At 69.5% G+C, this 15,585-nt stretch carries 11 protein-coding genes and 3 pseudogenes; 7 read left to right on the forward strand and 7 right to left on the reverse strand.

What is annotated here, in order from left to right; translation table 11 throughout:
* The first annotated feature begins 28 nt into the window (after nt 1–28).
* Nucleotides 29–1,141 carry a right-handed parallel beta-helix repeat-containing protein gene (locus P8T65_RS36700; protein ID WP_316729527.1) on the forward strand — a complete coding sequence of 371 codons (1,113 nt, stop codon included), beginning with the start codon at nt 29–31 and terminating at the stop codon, nt 1,139–1,141.
* 171 nt (nt 1,142–1,312) lie between these two features.
* Nucleotides 1,313–2,878 carry a hypothetical protein gene (locus P8T65_RS36705; protein ID WP_316729529.1) on the forward strand — a complete coding sequence of 522 codons (1,566 nt, stop codon included), beginning with the start codon at nt 1,313–1,315 and terminating at the stop codon, nt 2,876–2,878.
* A gap of 10 nt (nt 2,879–2,888) precedes the next feature.
* On the opposite strand, the pseudogene P8T65_RS36710 reads toward P8T65_RS36705, so the two are convergent.
* Nucleotides 2,889–4,244: pseudogene (locus tag P8T65_RS36710) on the reverse strand (glycoside hydrolase family 43 protein); the annotation flags it as partial.
* Nucleotides 4,245–4,491: 247 nt separating this feature from the next.
* Between P8T65_RS36710 and P8T65_RS36715 the strand changes: the two are divergent.
* Nucleotides 4,492–5,646 carry a right-handed parallel beta-helix repeat-containing protein gene (locus P8T65_RS36715; RefSeq protein WP_316729531.1) on the forward strand — a complete coding sequence of 385 codons (1,155 nt, stop codon included), beginning with the start codon at nt 4,492–4,494 and terminating at the stop codon, nt 5,644–5,646.
* 166 nt (nt 5,647–5,812) lie between these two features.
* On the opposite strand, the pseudogene P8T65_RS36720 reads toward P8T65_RS36715, so the two are convergent.
* Nucleotides 5,813–6,135, reverse strand: a pseudogene (locus P8T65_RS36720) (polysaccharide lyase family protein); the annotation flags it as partial.
* Nucleotides 6,136–6,224: 89 nt separating this feature from the next.
* On the opposite strand from P8T65_RS36720, the pseudogene P8T65_RS36725 reads away from it, so the two are divergent.
* Nucleotides 6,225–6,296, forward strand: a pseudogene (locus tag P8T65_RS36725) (RNA-guided endonuclease TnpB family protein); the annotation flags it as partial.
* Between the two features lie 48 nt (nt 6,297–6,344).
* Here P8T65_RS36725 and P8T65_RS36730 read toward each other — a convergent pair.
* The 3 genes from P8T65_RS36730 to P8T65_RS36740 form a co-directional block, all read right to left on the reverse strand.
* Nucleotides 6,345–7,175, reverse strand: a complete 831-nt coding sequence (locus tag P8T65_RS36730; RefSeq protein ID WP_316729532.1) for a pectate lyase — start codon at nt 7,173–7,175, stop codon at nt 6,345–6,347.
* A gap of 124 nt (nt 7,176–7,299) precedes the next feature.
* Entirely contained in the window at nt 7,300–8,172 is an 873-nt protein-coding gene (locus tag P8T65_RS36735) for a hypothetical protein (protein WP_316729533.1), read from the reverse strand.
* Nucleotides 8,169–8,771, reverse strand: a complete 603-nt coding sequence (locus tag P8T65_RS36740) for a SigE family RNA polymerase sigma factor (RefSeq protein ID WP_316729534.1) — start codon at nt 8,769–8,771, stop codon at nt 8,169–8,171. The genes P8T65_RS36735 and P8T65_RS36740 overlap by 4 nt, the downstream gene beginning before the upstream one ends.
* 269 nt (nt 8,772–9,040) lie before the next feature.
* On the opposite strand from P8T65_RS36740, the gene P8T65_RS36745 reads away from it, so the two are divergent.
* A complete protein-coding gene (locus P8T65_RS36745; RefSeq protein ID WP_316729535.1) occupies nt 9,041–10,492 on the forward strand; it encodes an NCS2 family permease in 1,452 nt (483 codons plus the stop codon).
* 86 nt (nt 10,493–10,578) lie between these two features.
* On the opposite strand, the gene P8T65_RS36750 is transcribed toward P8T65_RS36745, so the two are convergent.
* Nucleotides 10,579–12,030 (reverse strand): penicillin-binding transpeptidase domain-containing protein, encoded by a 1,452-nt coding sequence (locus tag P8T65_RS36750; protein ID WP_316729536.1) that lies wholly within the window; start codon nt 12,028–12,030, stop codon nt 10,579–10,581.
* 118 nt (nt 12,031–12,148) lie between these two features.
* A complete protein-coding gene (locus tag P8T65_RS36755) occupies nt 12,149–12,922 on the reverse strand; it encodes an IclR family transcriptional regulator (protein WP_215454434.1) in 774 nt (257 codons plus the stop codon).
* A 154-nt stretch (nt 12,923–13,076) separates the two neighbouring features.
* Between P8T65_RS36755 and P8T65_RS36760 the strand changes: the two genes are divergently transcribed.
* Together P8T65_RS36760 and P8T65_RS36765 are read left to right on the forward strand one after the other, a co-directional pair.
* Complete coding sequence (locus P8T65_RS36760; RefSeq protein ID WP_230214350.1) at nt 13,077–14,606, forward strand: aldehyde dehydrogenase (NADP(+)); 1,530 nt, start codon at nt 13,077–13,079, stop codon at nt 14,604–14,606.
* A gap of 155 nt (nt 14,607–14,761) precedes the next feature.
* On the forward strand, nt 14,762–15,370 hold the full coding sequence (locus P8T65_RS36765; RefSeq protein ID WP_184895668.1) for a DUF1349 domain-containing protein: 609 nt from the start codon (nt 14,762–14,764) through the stop codon (nt 15,368–15,370).
* Nucleotides 15,371–15,585: the final 215 nt, after the last annotated feature.

Consider the following 15,585-nt stretch of genomic DNA (forward strand, 5'->3'; position numbering starts at 1 on the left):
CACCCGCACGGGAAAGGAACCGCTCCCCATGTCTCGTCGCACCGCTCTCGTCCTGAGCACGGCCCTGGCGCTCGGCGCCGGCCTGGCCGTCCTCCCCACCCGGGCGCACGCCGCGACCGTGGTCGTCGACACGACCACGGCCCTGTCCAGCGCCATCAAGAACGCCACCCCCGGCACCGTCATCCAGGTGCGCGGCGGCACGTACTACCCGACGGCGACCCTCCAGTCGACGGCCAACGGCAGCTCGTCCAGCCGGATACGCCTCCAGCCGTACGGCTCGGAGACAGTGAAGATCGACGGCTCGAACCTCCCCGACGGCGACTGGATCTTCAAGCTGACCGCCGACTACTGGACCGTCTCCGGGATCACCTTCCAGAACTCCCCGGACAGCGCGGTCGTCTGCCAGTCCTGCGCCTCCACGGTCTGGGACAACATCAGGACCATCAACGGCGGCGACTCCGGCTTCACGCTCACCGGCGACGGCACCACCAACAACACCGTCCGCAACATCGACTCCTACGGCCACTACGACCCGGCCAACCACGGGGAGAACGCCGACGGCATCGCGGTGAAGTTCGGCTCCGGCAGCGGCAACCTCATCACCGGGGCCCGTCTCTACAACAACGCGGACGACGGCCTGGACTTCTGGTCCTTCTCCTCGCCCGTCACCGTCGAGCACACCTGGGCGATGGGCAACGGCAAGAACCGCTGGGGCGATGCCGCGTTCGCCGGCGACGGCAACGGCTACAAGCTCGGCGGCGACGGCGAGACCGTGGCCCATGTCGTCAACAACTCGGCGGCCTGGGACAACGCGGGCAACGGCTTCACCGAGAACAGCAACAAGGGCGCCATCGTCATCAACCGGACCACCGCCTACGCCAACGCCAAGTGGGGCTACTACTTCGCCACCGGCGCGGCCCGTCTCGGCAAGAACCTGGCCGTGAGCAACGGCGGCGGCCCCGTCAACAAGGCTTCGTCGGTCGTGTCGTCCGGCAACAACTGGGACTCCGGCGTCTCGACCCCGTCGTTCCGCTCCACCGACGCCTCCTCGACGTACAACGCCCGTTCGTCGAGCGGCGCCCTGCCCGCGACCACCTTCCTCACCACGGGCAGTACGACGATCGGCTCGACCATGAACTGACCGGCGTGCAGCTCTCCGGCACGCCGGGCAAAACGATTCTCTCGACTCGGAGCGGGTGCGACCCCACACAGTGTTGCGCGACGAACAGCGCATGCGCACTTGAGTGGAGTGGTCCTCGTGGTCGGTAGTCCTCGCCCGCTGATCCTGATTCGCGGATTCGGCGGACCTGGTGTGTCGGACGAGCGGCGTGACGCGTATCAGGGATTCAACAACGGCAGCGTCTACGAAAAGCGCTACGGCGAGAACTTCATCTACGAGGGCTTCGTCCTGCGCGCCCTCAAGTCGACGCTCCACCCGTACCGGGACGCCACCAACGTGGTCGGCTACTACGAGGAGGAGCAGAAACCCAGACCGGGCGAGCGCGACGGATGGCCGGAGCACCTGCTCACCGGCACGATGGTGGTGGACGTCCCCATGGCGCGCGAGGTGCTCGCCCAGGGCGCCATGGGAACCCTGTGGATCTACCGCTACTACGACCTCGTCCCCCGGAAGATCGACCGCTTCGGGGAAGGGCTGGTCAGGCTCATCGAGATCATCCGCCACGGCATGCGGCCGGGCGAGGAGTTCACCGGTGTGGACATCGTCGCGCACAGCATGGGCGGCCTCGTCACCCGGGCCGCCCTGAGCCGCCTGGGGGAGCAGAGCGCGGACGTCGTCCACCGCATCGTCACCCTGGGCACACCGCACCGGGGGATCGCGTTCCAGTACATGCCCGACGCGCTGGTCAAGTGCCTGCCCGGCGCGGTCGCGGACGAGATCGCCGCCTTCGACCCGGACCGCACGGACATCCGGGCCATCCCGTTCCCCGTCAGGAGGATCCTGACGGTGGTCGGCACGGACTACCGTTCCTACGGAGCCAAGTTCGCCACCCTGGGCAATCGCATCGCGGGCCTGATGGACGAGGGCACGCTCACCTACAACCGCAGCGACGGCCTGGTCAAGCAGTCCTCCGCCCAGATCCCGGGCGCGCCCCGGACCTTCGTCCACAAATGCCACGGCGGCAACGACTCGCTGGTGACCTCGCGCGAGGCGTACGAGATCGCCATGCGCTTCTTCCACGGCACGCACCATGTACAGCTGCGACTGGACCGGGCCGAGGTGACCCGGGGCCGGGACCTCTTCGGCCGCAGCGAGTTCTACTTCGGGGTGTCCGTCAAACCGCGCTTCGTCGACTTCGAGCTGTGCCACCAGAGCAGCGAGGCCGAGAACTACTACGGCCCCTTCCGCAAGGACGACCTCACCGACGAACTGCCCGATCTCGCCGAGGAGTTGAGCAAGCCTCTCTCGGCGCCGGGTGACGTCACCACCGGATGGGCGGACGGGAACCGGCTGATCTGGGAGGGCTGGGTCGATGCCGCCGCCAAACCCGAGGGCGCGGGGGACCGGTCGGTGGTCCTCCGCCTCGGCGTCCATGTGTACGAGCGGGACAGCCTCGGTATCGGATTCTCCGACAACGAAGTCTTCCGCAAGCAGTACTACGTCCAGGCGGTGCCCGGCGACTCCGGGGCGTGGTCGCTGTATCTGCACACCACCGAGCGTTACCTGGCGCCGGGAGTGAGCACCGAGGAAGGGCACGCCGCCGCGGAGGACAGGCAGATCGCGGAGGTGTGGCCGATGCGGCCCACCGACAAGGGTGGGCCCGGCACCTGGGCCTTCGAGGTCGGAGGGACCGGCTTCAGGGCGGACCTGCTGCTGACGGTGACCGACGAACGGACCACGGGCGGCGTGCCGGCCTGACCTACGCCGGGGTCGGCACCGCCTCCACGGTCCAGACGCGCTTCGTGCCGTCGGCACCGGTGACCGTGTACTTCTGCGGCTTACGGAAGTCGCGGCGGGTTCCCGGCCTCGGGCTCACCGACGCGCCCTCACCGAGCCACAGCTTCGGCGCCAGCCGGGAGAGCTTCGCGCCGGGCGCCATCGGCAGGACGACCTCGGACGAGGCCTCGGTGACGACCGCGTACCCCTGCTGGCCCTTCGCCGTCACGTCCACGACCGAGGCCGGGGTCACCGGATACGCGGCCAGCAGCCGGTCGTACTCCCGCCGTGTCACCGGGATGACCGTGCCGTGTCGGGGGCTGGCGGGCAGTTGGTAGTTCGTCGACGGGGTCCACCGGCCGGAGCCGAGGTCGGTCGTCTCGAAGGGGAGGTAGCCGCGGCCGCCGTACTCGTCGATGAACAGGTACCACTTCTCCTCGGTGTTCGACTTGAACACCGTCGGCCCCTCGCCGCGGGCCATCGCGCCGTCGCCGATGCAGTCCGCCACGAAGTCGTACCTGGTCGAGGTCAGCGACGTCGACTTCTCACCGGTGATGAACTTGGCGCAGGGGCTGGAGGAGGTGGGGTCCCGCTCGTCCTTGGTGTAGCGGTAGTACGTGCCGTCGTGCTCCACCACGGTCGAGTCGATGACCGAGTAGCCCGGGTCGTTCCAGACCTTCGGCTCGCCGAAGGCGCGGAAGTCCTTCGTCGTGGCGTACAGCATCTTGTTGTGGGTGGAGCCGGTGTGGCCCGGGTCGTCGTCGGCGTACAGCTTCGACGCCCAGAACACGACGAACTCACCGCGGCTCTCGTCCCAGTACGCCTCCGGCGCCCAGGTGTTGCCCGCGTTGTCGGGCGAGACCCTCACCAGCCGCTGGTCGGTCCAGTGCACCAGGTCCGTGGACTCCCAGACCATGATCGACTTGCTGCCGTGTCTCTGGACCTGGTCCCAACTGCCGCTGCTGTTGCGGTACATCCGCAGATCGGTGGCGATCATGTAGAACTTGTCACCCCCGGGAGCGCGGATCACGAACGGGTCGCGCAGCCCCTTCTCGCCGATCGTCGAGGTGAGGACCGGCTCCCCGGCGTTCAACTCCCGCCAGTGCAGGGCGTCGTCGCCGCGGCTGAGGGCGTAGCGGATCTGCTCGCCGTCGGCGGTGCCCTCGCCGGTGAAGTAGGCGAAGAGATAGCCGGCGTACTGCGGGTTCTTCCCGGGCTTCTTCCCGGGCTTGTGCACGGACCGGTGCGTGGGCTCGGGTGCCGGTTGGGCCGCACCCGGTGGGGCGGCCATGAGGCCGAGGACGAGGGCCAGGAGGGGCAGCAGGAGCGTACGGGCGGTGGGGCGCATGACACATCCTGTGGGAGTCTGACGGTTTCTGTGTGCCGAGTAACCCCTCGGAGTCTCACCAGTGCGGTTCAGGGCGTCAATCGGTGTGCGTGTGAAGACTCCCAGCGAAACTTTCGAGCAATTTGGCGGGGCGCGGCAACCCTTTCCCGGCCGGCGGCGACCAGTGATCAGAAGCGGGCCGGGGTGGGCCCTCCGGCCCGCTTCGTTCCTCGTCTCCCGAAGACGCGTCCCCTGCGAAAGGAACCCCGTGCGTCAGACCTACGGACGCCACCGTAGAACCCGGACCCTGTCGATCGCCGCCGCCGTGTCCGTCGCCGCGGGGGCGGGCGGCGTCTACCTCGGCCTCGCGCACGACGGCGCCCAGGCCGCCGCCAACACCGTCACGGTCTCCAGCACCGCCGCGCTGGAGTCGGCCGTGGCGAACGCCGTCGCCGGTACGACGATCCAGGTGCGCGGCGGCACCTACAAGCCGACGAAGACCCTGAAGTCCACGGCGAACGGCACCCCCTCGGCCCGGATCACGCTCACCGCGTACGGCGGCGAGAAGGTCAAGGTCGACGGGTCCGCACTGCCCGCCGGCTCCTGGCTCGCCGGGATCTACGGCGACTACTGGACCGTCTCGGGACTCACCTTCCAGAACTCCCCGGCCCAGGGCTTCGTGGCCACGTCCTCGGTCGGCGGTGTCTTCCAGAACCTCGTCACCGCGAACAACGGCGACTCGGGCTTCACCCTGCGCGGTGACGGCACCACGGACAACCTCGTGCGCAACCTGGACAGTCACGGCAACTACGACGCCGCGAACCACGGCCAGAACGCCGACGGCATCGCCGTGAAGTTCGGCTCGGGCACCGGCAACAGGATCACCGGGGCGCGCCTGTACGGCAACGCTGACGACGGGCTCGACCTCTGGCAGTTCTCCTCGCCCGTCACCGTCGACCACTCCTGGGCCTTCGGCAACGGCAGGAACCGCTGGAAGGACCCCGCGTTCGAGGGCAACGGCAACGGGTTCAAGCTGGGCGGCGGCGGAGCCTCGGTCGCGCACTCCGTCAACAACAACGCGGCCTGGGACAACACGCTGCACGGGTTCACCGAGAACTCCAACACCGGCGCGATCCTGGTGAACCGCAACACGGCCTACGCCAACAAGGGGAACGGGTTCTACTTCGCCACCGGCAAGGCCCGGCTGGCGCGGAACCTCGCGGTGGGCAACGGGACGGGGGAGGCGAAGCTGGGCTCGGGCACGGTCTCGGCTGCCAACAACTGGGACAGCGGCATCACCGCGCCCGCCTTCCGGTCCGAGGACGCGGCCACCGCGTACGCGGCCCGGCGGACGGACGGCTCCCTGCCGATCACGACGTTCCTCACCACGGGCTCCAAGTCCATCGGCGCGACGATGAACTGACCTGCCGCGCGGGGCGAGACGCCAGGAAAGGGCGAGACGCCGGGAGGGGCGAGAACAGACGGGGCGAGAAGAAGGCGCCCCCCGCCGGTCGTCACCGGCGGGGGGCGTTTTTCGTGCCGACCCCGAGGGGGGCTCAGGTCGGCACCTGCTGCCGGCCGAGGGGGGCTCAGGCCAGCAGGTCCACGCAGTCGAACGAGGTACCCGGGCTGACGAAGCCCGTGCCGCTCGAACCACTGACGATGTCGAGTATCAGTACGTTGTACTCACTGGTGTTCGACTTCCCTGCACTTGCAGGGACGCTGTAGAGGAAGGTGTGGTTGTTCCCCGGTACGAACCCGTGGTGAGCGAACGGGTGGACGGCTGTTTCGGGGCCGCCGGGACCGGCGGGACCCGGTCATTGATGAATACCCGCGGTCGCCCGCCCGCGAACGCGTCCGTGACACCGATCCGCAGGGTGTGCGCGGCGGCGGCCTGCGCGGGAGTGAGTTGTGAGGGTGCGGAGCGCCCGTACCGCTGCCGGCCCGGGGCCGTGGGGGGCGAAATGGTGCAGGTGACGGTTGCGGGGGCGTGGCATGTTCGAGGACACCGGCCGCAAGTGGGCCAAGAAGGTCGTCCGCGGCCACGACGCCATCGCCGTCGAAGACTTCCGCTGCTCCAGACGGCGGCCTGAGCCAGGAATCCTGTCTGCACGGGAGGCTTCAGTTGTACGTGATGGCAGATGACGAGAACTTGCAGGTGGTTCCGTCCGCACCCACACCGATCTGCGTCGGTTCCTTGCCGGAACTGTTGCCCTTGAAGCGCACGCAGGTCCTGACCTTCTTCTTCGGGTCACCGTGGACGCGGATCCTCGACAGCGTCGCGGTGTCGCCGTAGTTGGCGTTCACGCCGACGATCGCCTTCAGGGGCGCCACGACGTCGATGTCGCTGAGCACGATCGCGCGCTTGTGCTGCTTCTTGCAGTTGCCGCAGGAGCGCACCAGCTTGCCGGAGTCCTGCACCCGGAACCCGGTGATGCTGAGCCTCCCGGCGCCGTTGAACTGGAACACCTTGTCCGAGGCCTTCTTCGCGCCCCCGCCGACGACCTTGTACACGGCCTTCGACGACGTGCCCTTGAAGCTGGCCGCGTCCTCACCGACATCCAGCCACCAGACGTTCTTCAGGGTGCAGCTGCCCTTGCAGTGCACGCCGTCCGCCCCCGGTACACCGATGATCACGTTCTTCAGCACGGCGCCGTCCGCCAGTTCGAAGATCGGGTCCCGGCCCTCGTCCTGGCTGCCGTCGCCGAGCGCGCCCTTGCCGAAGAACTTCCTCAGCCTGCCGTCGTACGTGCCCTTCACCCCGATCGTCGAGGAGACGGCCTTGCTGCCCTTGGCCGTCGGCCAGGTGGCGGCGGCGCCGGCGGAGGACAGCAGCGACGTCGTGGCGAGCACCCCGCCCGTGAGGGCGAGGGCGGCCACCGACCCGATCACGGCCCGCCGGCCGGTGACCCGACGGCGGTGCCGGACGCGCTGTTCTGCAGGTGCGGTCATGTACCCGATTCCTCGCTGGTGGTGACTCTTGCGCCTACTGGTCGCCACCGGCGGAGAAAGGGTTGCCGCGCCTGCGGAACTTTTTCGAGCCGTGCATCGCCCTCGCCTCGACCTCGACCTCGAGTTACGAGTCGCTCTCGTCCGGGGAGTCGTCGTCCTTGTCCTGGGCCTCGAAGCCGCCGCCGACCGTGAGGTCCTCGCCGCCCGCCTTCGCGGTCATCGTGTAGCGGTCGTCACTCGCGTCACGGCCGCCGCGCTCATGGTTGTACTGCCCGGCGAAGACGAACTCGCCCTTCGGGACCGTGCGTCCGTCCTTGAGCACCCAGGTGTAGACCAGGAACCCGTCGCCCTCCTCGACCGTGAGGTCGAAGTCCTGCTCCGGCAACGACCGCCAGGCACCGGACGAGGAGACCCCGCCGGTCTGGGCGATCCTCAGCTGGACGGTCAGCTCGGTGAGCTGTTCGCTCGTCCTCAGGGTGAGGTTGCTCTGCGCCCAGAAATCGTTGCTGTGCGGGTCGACCGCGCCGTCGGACCGGAGCGGCCCGTCCTCCTCGCTGTTCGAGGTGGGCAGCTTCGGCACCGGCGTGCCCTTGGGCGACGGGCTGTTCGACGGCGTCGAGCCGGGCTTCTCCTCGCGCTTCCCGTCGGCGCTCGGGGTCGGGCGGTCCGGCGGGAGCGGGGCGCGGCTGGTCGCGCCGGGGGAGTCGACCGGAGTCGGGGAGACCACGACCGTCCGGTCGGCGGGGGGCGTCGGTTCGCCCTTCACCGCGGAGGCGACCGCGTAGCCGCCGACCGCGAGCACACCCGCGACACCGGCCGTGGCGGTGACCACCCGCACCCAGCCCCACAGCGGCGGCCGGGTCGCCCCGCGGCTCCGGCGCTCCTCGGGGGCGGCCATACCGCGCTCGATCCGGGCCAGGATGCGGGCGCGGTCGGGCTCGTGCGTCTCGGCCGACTCGCGCAGCCGGGCGCGCAGCTCCTCGTGCACGTCCCTCATCGGTCCCTTCCTCCGGTGCCGGTCACTCCCGCGCGGGTCACGCGCGGCTTCGTGGCGCCCCCGCCCGCGATGCCCGCGTGCATCCGCCGCGGCGCGTCCTCGGTGCCGAGCAGCTTCTGCAACTCGGCCATCCCCTTGGACGTCTGGCTCTTCACCGTACCGACCGAGACGCCGAGGGCGAGCGCCGTGTCCTTCTCCGAGAGGTCGAAGGCGTGGCGCAGGACCACACAGGCCCGCTTGCGGAACGGCAGCCTGCGCAGCGCCGACTGGACGTCGACCGCGCCGGGCACATCGGGATTCTCGGTCTTCTCCTCGCGCTGCGACCAGAACAGCGTGACCCTGCGGCGCTCACGGACCGCGCTGCGGATCCGGGTGCGGGCCAGATTGGCGACGACGCCACGGGCGTACGCCACCGGATGGTCCGCCGCGCGGACCCGGTCCCAGCGGTGCCACATCGCGAGCAACGCGTCCGCGGCCAGGTCGTCGGCGGCATCCGCCTCACCCGTCAACAGGTGTGCGAGGCGCGACAGTTCGGCATAGTGCCGTTCGAAGAAGGCGTGGAACTCCACGGAGGCTGCGTCGTCGACGACTGTGCCCACGGGGACCTCTCTTCTCGCTGCGGCCACAGCAGCCGAGCCGGCTGGCTGTGCGTGTCATGTGGATGACATGTGATCGTCCGGGGTCGACCCCCGACGAGATCCGGAAGAGTAGCAGTGATCGTGAAGGGGGTTCGTACGCGGCTTCGAACGCCGTCTTGCAGGGAGAACTCCGATTCCGTAACACGGAGAAAACCTGAATCGGGTTCAACAGGGGAACAATCCAGCCAGCATCCGCGCGTAGTCCACGCATGTCACTAGGAGCACCGTTCATGTCCGACGCACAGAAGGTGGCCGACCGACCCGCAGTCGAGCCCCCCGGGGCGAACAGCGTCGATCGCTTCTTCAAGATCAGCGCCCGGGGGTCCACCTTCGCCCGTGAGATACGCGGCGGCTTCGCCACGTTCTTCACGATGGCGTACATCCTTGTCCTGAATCCCATCATCCTCGGCAGCGCGAAGGACAAGTACGGCCACACCCTCGACGGCGCCGAACTCGTCACCGCCACCGCCCTCGTGGCCGCGGTGATGACGATCATCATGGGCGTCGGAGGAAACCTTCCTCTCGCGCTCGCCGCGGGCCTCGGCCTCAACGCGGTCGTCGCCTTCCAGATAGCCCCGCTGATGAGCTGGTCCGACGCGATGGGCCTGGTCGTCCTGGAGGGCCTGCTGATCTGCGTCCTGGTGGTCACCGGCCTGCGCGAGGCCGTGATGCACGCCATTCCGCAGCCGCTGAAGCAGGCGATCAGCGTCGGCATCGGCCTGTTCATCGCCTTCATCGGCTTCGTGGACGCCGGGTTCGTCACCCGCATCCCGGACATCGCGAACACCACCGTGCCGGTCCAGCTCGGTGCCGGCGGCGCGCTGTCCGGCTGGCCCATCCTGGTCTTCTGCGCCGGCGTGCTGCTGACCGTCGCGCTGCTCGCCCGCAAGGTGAAGGGCGCCATCCTGATCAGCATTCTGACGATGACGGTCGTTGCGATCGTGATCAACTCGGTGGCCGACATCAAGAGCTGGGGCCTGACCACCCCGAAGGTCCCCGACGACATCGTCGCCGCCCCCGAGTTCGGACTGATCGGTGACTTCAGCCTCTTCGGCTCGTTCGGGGAGACCACCGTCATCACGGTCGTCCTGCTGATCTTCACCCTGCTGCTCTCGGACTTCTTCGACACCATGGGCACGGTCGTCGGCATCACCGCCGAGGCGGGCCTGCTCGACGAGGAGGGCAAGGTCCCGAACCTCGGCCGGGTCCTCCTCATCGACGGTGCGGCGGCCGTCGCGGGCGGCGCCTCCTCCTCGTCCTCCGCGACCTCCTACATCGAGTCCGCGGCCGGCGTCGGCGAGGGCGCCCGCACCGGCCTCTCCAACCTGATCACCGGCGGCCTCTTCGCGGTGGCGCTCTTCCTCACCCCGCTGCTGACCATCGTCCCCATGCAGGCCGCCGCGCCCGCGCTCGTCGCCGTCGGCTTCCTGATGATGACCCAGGTCAAGAACATCGACTGGGACAAGTACGAGATAGCCATCCCGGCGTTCCTCACCATCGCGGTGATGCCGTTCACGTACTCCATCACCAACGGCATCGGCGCGGGCTTCCTCGCCTTCGTCCTCATCAAGACGGTCCTCGGCAAGGCGAAGGAGATCCACTGGCTGCTGTGGGCCACCTCGGCGCTGTTCCTGGTGTACTTCGCGATCAACCCGATCCAGCAGCTGTTCGGCGTGAAGTAGCCGAAGCCGAAGGCGAAGGGCCGCCCTCCGGGGGGAGTGAGGGCGGCCCTTCCTATTCAGGTGGTTCCTGGTGGACCCGTGGTCCTTCAGCCCTTCAACGCCGCCTCCATCACGGCCTTCGCGACCGGCGCGGCCAACCCGTTGCCGCTGACCTCCGAGCGCGCCGCGTTCGACTGCTCGACGACGACCGCGACGGCGACCTCCTTGCCGTCGGCCTTCGCGTACGACGTGAACCAGGCGTACGGCGTCTTGCTGTTGTTCTCGCCGTGCTGGGCCGTACCTGTCTTGCCGCCCACCGTCGCCCCGCTGATGCGCGCGTTGGTGCCGGTGCCGTCCTCGACGACCGTCCGCATCGCCGACTGCAACTGCTCGGCGGTGTCGGAGCTCATGATCTCCTTCGAGTCCGCCCCCGAGTCGTAGTCCTCCAGGACGTCGCCACCGCCGTTGGTGATCTGCGACACCATGTGCGGCGCGACCAGCTCACCGCCGTTGGCTATCGCCGCCGACACCATCGCCATCTGGAGCGGCGTCGCGGTGACGTCGTACTGACCGATGCCTGTCAGAGCCGTGGAGGGCCTGTTCATGCCCGAGGGATAGACGCTCTCGTACGCCCGCACCGGCACGTCCTGCGCCTGGTCGTTGAAACCGAACTTCTCGGCGGTCACCCGCACCTTGTCCTGACCGAGGTCGACGGCCATCTTCGCGAAGACGTTGTTGCACGAGTACTGCAGCGCCGTACGGATCGTGGCGTTCTCGCAGGGCGCGCTCGGGTTCTCGTTGGACAGCTCCGTCTCGGTGTCCGGGAGCGTGTACGGGTCCGGGCTGACCGTCTTCTCGTCCACCGAGCCGTACAGCCCGTCCTCCAGCGCGGCCGCCGCCACGACCAGCTTGAACGTCGACCCCGGCGGCAGCGGCTGGCGCAGCGCCCGGTTGGTCAGCGGCTTGTCCGGGTCCGCGTTGAGCTTCTTCCACGCCGTACCGGCGGTGCCCGCGTCGGTGAGCGCGGACGGGTCGTACGAGGGTGTCGACACCACCGCGAGGATCCTGCCCGTCTTCGGGTCGATCGCGACGGCCGCGCCCTTCTTGTCGCCGAGCGCGTCGTACGCCGCCTTCTGCACGGCAGGGTCGATCGTGGTGATCACATTGCCCGGCTCGGCGTGCTGCCCGGTGACCGTGTCCATCACGGTCTTCAGCCGCAGGTCGGTGCCGTCGAGCAGATCCTGGTAGACGCCCTCCAGCTGCGTGGGCGCGTAGGCCTGCGAGGCGTAGCCGGTGACCGCCGCGTACAGCTCGCCGTCCTTGTACGTGCGCTTGTACGCGAGGTCGCTGTTCTCGGTGCGGGCCGAACCGGTGATCGAGTCGCCCGCCACGATGATGTTCCCGAGCGGGTCGGCGTACATCCGGATCGCGTTGCGCCGGTTGTTCTGGTCGTCCGCGAGCGCCGTCCCCTCGTAGAACTGCACCCATGTCGCCCTGACCAACAGGGCGAGCACGAGCAGCAGGGTGAAGACGGCGGAGCGCCTGATCGTCTTGTTCATCGCACCCGGAAGGACGAGCGGGATGCGATCAGTCGTTCCCTTCGCCCGGTCTTCTCATGGGGTCTTCATGAAACCGGGCTTGCCATCGGCGCGACGGGCGGGGTCGCCCGGCGCCGGATCAGAGTCTGCGGGTCGCCAGGGTCAGCCGGTCGCGGGCGTCGAAGAGGGCGTCCTTGACCAGTTGCTCGTGCGCCGGGGTCAGCCGGGCCACCGGGACGGAGCAGCTGATCGCGTCGCGGGCCGGGGTGCGGTAGGGGATCGCCACCCCGAAGCAGCGCAGCCCCAGCGTGTTCTCCTCGCGGTCCACCGAGAACCCCTGCTCGCGGATCTGGCGCAGCTCCTCGATCAGCTGTTCCCGGTCGGTGATCGTGTGCTCCGTCAGCGCGGGCAGGGTCTCCGGGAGCAGCTTGCGGACCTGCTCGTCGGTGTGGGTGGCCAGCAACGCCTTGCCGAGCGAGGTGGAGTGGGCCGGCAGTCGGCGGCCGACCCGGGTGAAGGGGCGCAGATAGTGCTGGGACTGGCGGGTGGCCAGATAGACGACGTTGGTGCCGTCGAGCCGGGCCAGGTGGATCGTCTCCGTGGTGTCGTCCGACAGTCGGTCCAGCGTCGGCCGGGCCAGCGCCACCACCTCGTCGCCGTCGATGTACGACGTGCCCACGAGCAGCGCCCGCACGCCGATGCCGTACCGCGTGCCGGTCGCGTCGGTCTCCACCCAACCCAGCTCCACAAGGGTGCGCAGGAGCATGTAGAGACTCGACTTGGGATATCCGACGGCTTCCTGGACCGCCGCCAGGGAATGCATACCGGGGCGCCCGGCGAAGTATTCGAGCAGCTCAACGGTCCTTACCGCCGATTTGACCTGTGCCCCGCCGCCCGTCTCCACTGCCGACATCGCCCTTGACCCCTTCGTTCGGCGAGAAGCTGAAGATATAGTCTCCGACAGAATATTCATCATCAGGGACGGTGTTCAGCATATCGAACGCCGCTGGTGAATGACCCAGATATACCCCTGGGAATCGACCCAGAAATACGTGGAGGAACCCGCGGTGGCAGCAGCACCAGTCTGGAGTGTCGACCCCCGTACCGGGAAGCAGCGCGAGCAGGTTGCGGTGGAGGCCACAGCCCAGGAGGTCGACGCCGCCGTCCGCGCGGCGCACGCCGCCCGTGCCTCCCTCACCGACCGCACGGTCCGCGCGGCCTTCCTGCGCACCGCCGCCGACCAGCTCCAGGCGGCCAAGGACCAGCTCGTCGAGGTCGCCGACGCCGAGACCGCGCTCGGCCCGGTCCGGCTCACCGGCGAACTCGCCCGCACCTGCTACCAGCTGCGGGCCTTCGCCGACATCGTCGACGAGGGCGCCTTCCTCGACGTGGTGATCAACCACCCCGACGACACCGCCACCCCGCCCATCCCGGACCTGCGCCGTTACAAGGTCCCCCTCGGCGTCGTGGCCGTGTACTCGGCCTCCAACTTCCCCTTCGCCTTCTCCGTTCCCGGCGGTGACACGGCGAGCGCGCTGGCCGCCGGCTGCCCGGTGGTCGTCAAGGCCCACCCCGACCACCCGGCCCTGTCCGAGCTGGTCGCGATCGTGCTGCGCCGGGCCGCCGCCGAGCACGGCATCCCCGAGGGCGTCCTCGGCCTCGTGCACGGCTTCGAGGCGGGCGTCGAGCTGGTCAAGCACCCGCTCGTCACCGCCGCCGGCTTCACCGGTTCGGTACGCGGCGGCCGTGCCCTCTTCGACGCGGCGGCCGCGCGCCCCGTGCCGATCCCGTTCCACGGAGAGCTGGGCTCCCTGAACCCGGTCCTCATCACCGAGGCCGCCGCCGCCGAGCGCGCGGAGGCGATCGGCGCCGGGCTCGCCGGGTCGATGACGCTCGGTGTCGGCCAGTTCTGCGTCAAGCCGGGCCTGGTGCTGGCGCCCGCCGGTGACGCCGGCGACCGGCTGCTCAAGTCGCTCACCGACGCGGTCAGCGACGTCGACTCCGGGGTCCTGCTGGACCACCGGATGCGTGACAACTTCCTCGCCGGTGTCGCCGAGCGCGCCGAGCTGCCGGACGTCGAGTCGCCGGTGACCGCCGGCGCGGGCGGCGAGCACACCGTCAGCCCCGGGTTCCTGACCGTCCCGGCCGGCAGGCTGGCGGCCGAGGGCGAGCACGACCTGCTCCTGGAGGAGTGCTTCGGGCCGCTCACGGTCGTGGCCCGCTACGAGGACGAGGACGAGGCCAAGTCGGTGCTGTCCCGGCTGCCGGGCAACCTCACCGCGACGGTGCACGTGTCGGGTGAGGAGGCGGCCGAGGGCGGGCGCGGGCCGGAACTGCTGGCCGAGCTGACGCCGCTGGCCGGGCGCGTGCTCGTGAACGGCTGGCCGACGGGTGTGGCCGTGGCCGCGGCCCAGCACCACGGTGGGCCCTACCCGGCGACCACGTCGACGTCCACGTCGGTGGGCGGCACGGCCATCGAGCGGTGGCTGCGGCCGGTCGCCTACCAGGGGGCGCCCTCGGCGCTGCTTCCGCCGGAGCTGCGGGACGAGAACCCGCTGGGGCTGCCGCGGCGGTTCAACGGGGTTCTGGAGCGCTAGCCCTCTGCGGGAGCGCCGTAGGCAGGGGCGCGGATCGGGTCCGGGCTGCGCGAGCGTCGTGGTTGCTCGCGCCCCGCGGCGGAGCCGCTTATCGATGCAGCCCCGCGCTCCCAAAAAGCCTGCTGATGTGGGCCGGGAGCTGCGAGAATCCCCCGATGGACGTCGAGATTCCCGAACTCCCCTTCCCCCTTCGCACATATGGCCCCGATGGGCACTGGTCCTACGAGGACGGGGTGCTCACCGGATGGGCCGGTGCCCGGCAGGACCGGTTCGTGCCGCCCACGGACGAGGGGCTCGACCCGAAATCGGACGCGCCCCGGCTGCTGGGATCGCCGGAAGGGGACTTCCAGCTGATCGCCCGCGTCACCGTCGGCTTCGCCGCCGGGTTCGACGCGGGCGTGCTGTACGTGCACGTGGGGGAGCGGGCCTGGGCGAAGCTCTGCCTGGAGAACTCCCCCGACGTGCCGACCGTGTGCACGGTGGTCACCCGGGGGCATTCGGACGACGCCAACTCCTTCACCGTCGAGGGAAGTTCGGTCTGGCTCCGGGTCAGCCGCACCGGGCGCGCCTTCGCCTTCCACGCCTCCCGCGACGGCAAGCGGTGGACCTTCGTCCGCCTCTTCACCCTCGCCGGCGAGCGGGAGAGCGGCGCCGCCCTGATCGGCTTCATGACGCAGTCCCCGATGGGGGAGGGCTGCGTGGTCACCTACGACGAGATCGAGTTCCGCCCGAACTGGCCGGAGGACCTGAGGAACGGCAGCTGAGGCCGCGCCCCGAAAGGGGCGCGGGGAACTGCGCGAGAAGTCCCACCGGAGGCGCGCTGTGGGGGGCGAAGGGGCGCAGCCCCTTGAGGGCGGGACGGGACGGGTAGGGGGGCGGGGGCGAAAGACCCTCGGCCGGGAATGAGCCGCGCTGCTTGAACGTTCATCCACGGTGGAGGCGGAGGGCGTCTCCGTCCCGTACGACCTGGAGAGAGCTG

It is taken from the genome of Streptomyces sp. 11x1, assembly GCF_032598905.1.
GTDB lineage: Bacteria > Actinomycetota > Actinomycetes > Streptomycetales > Streptomycetaceae > Streptomyces.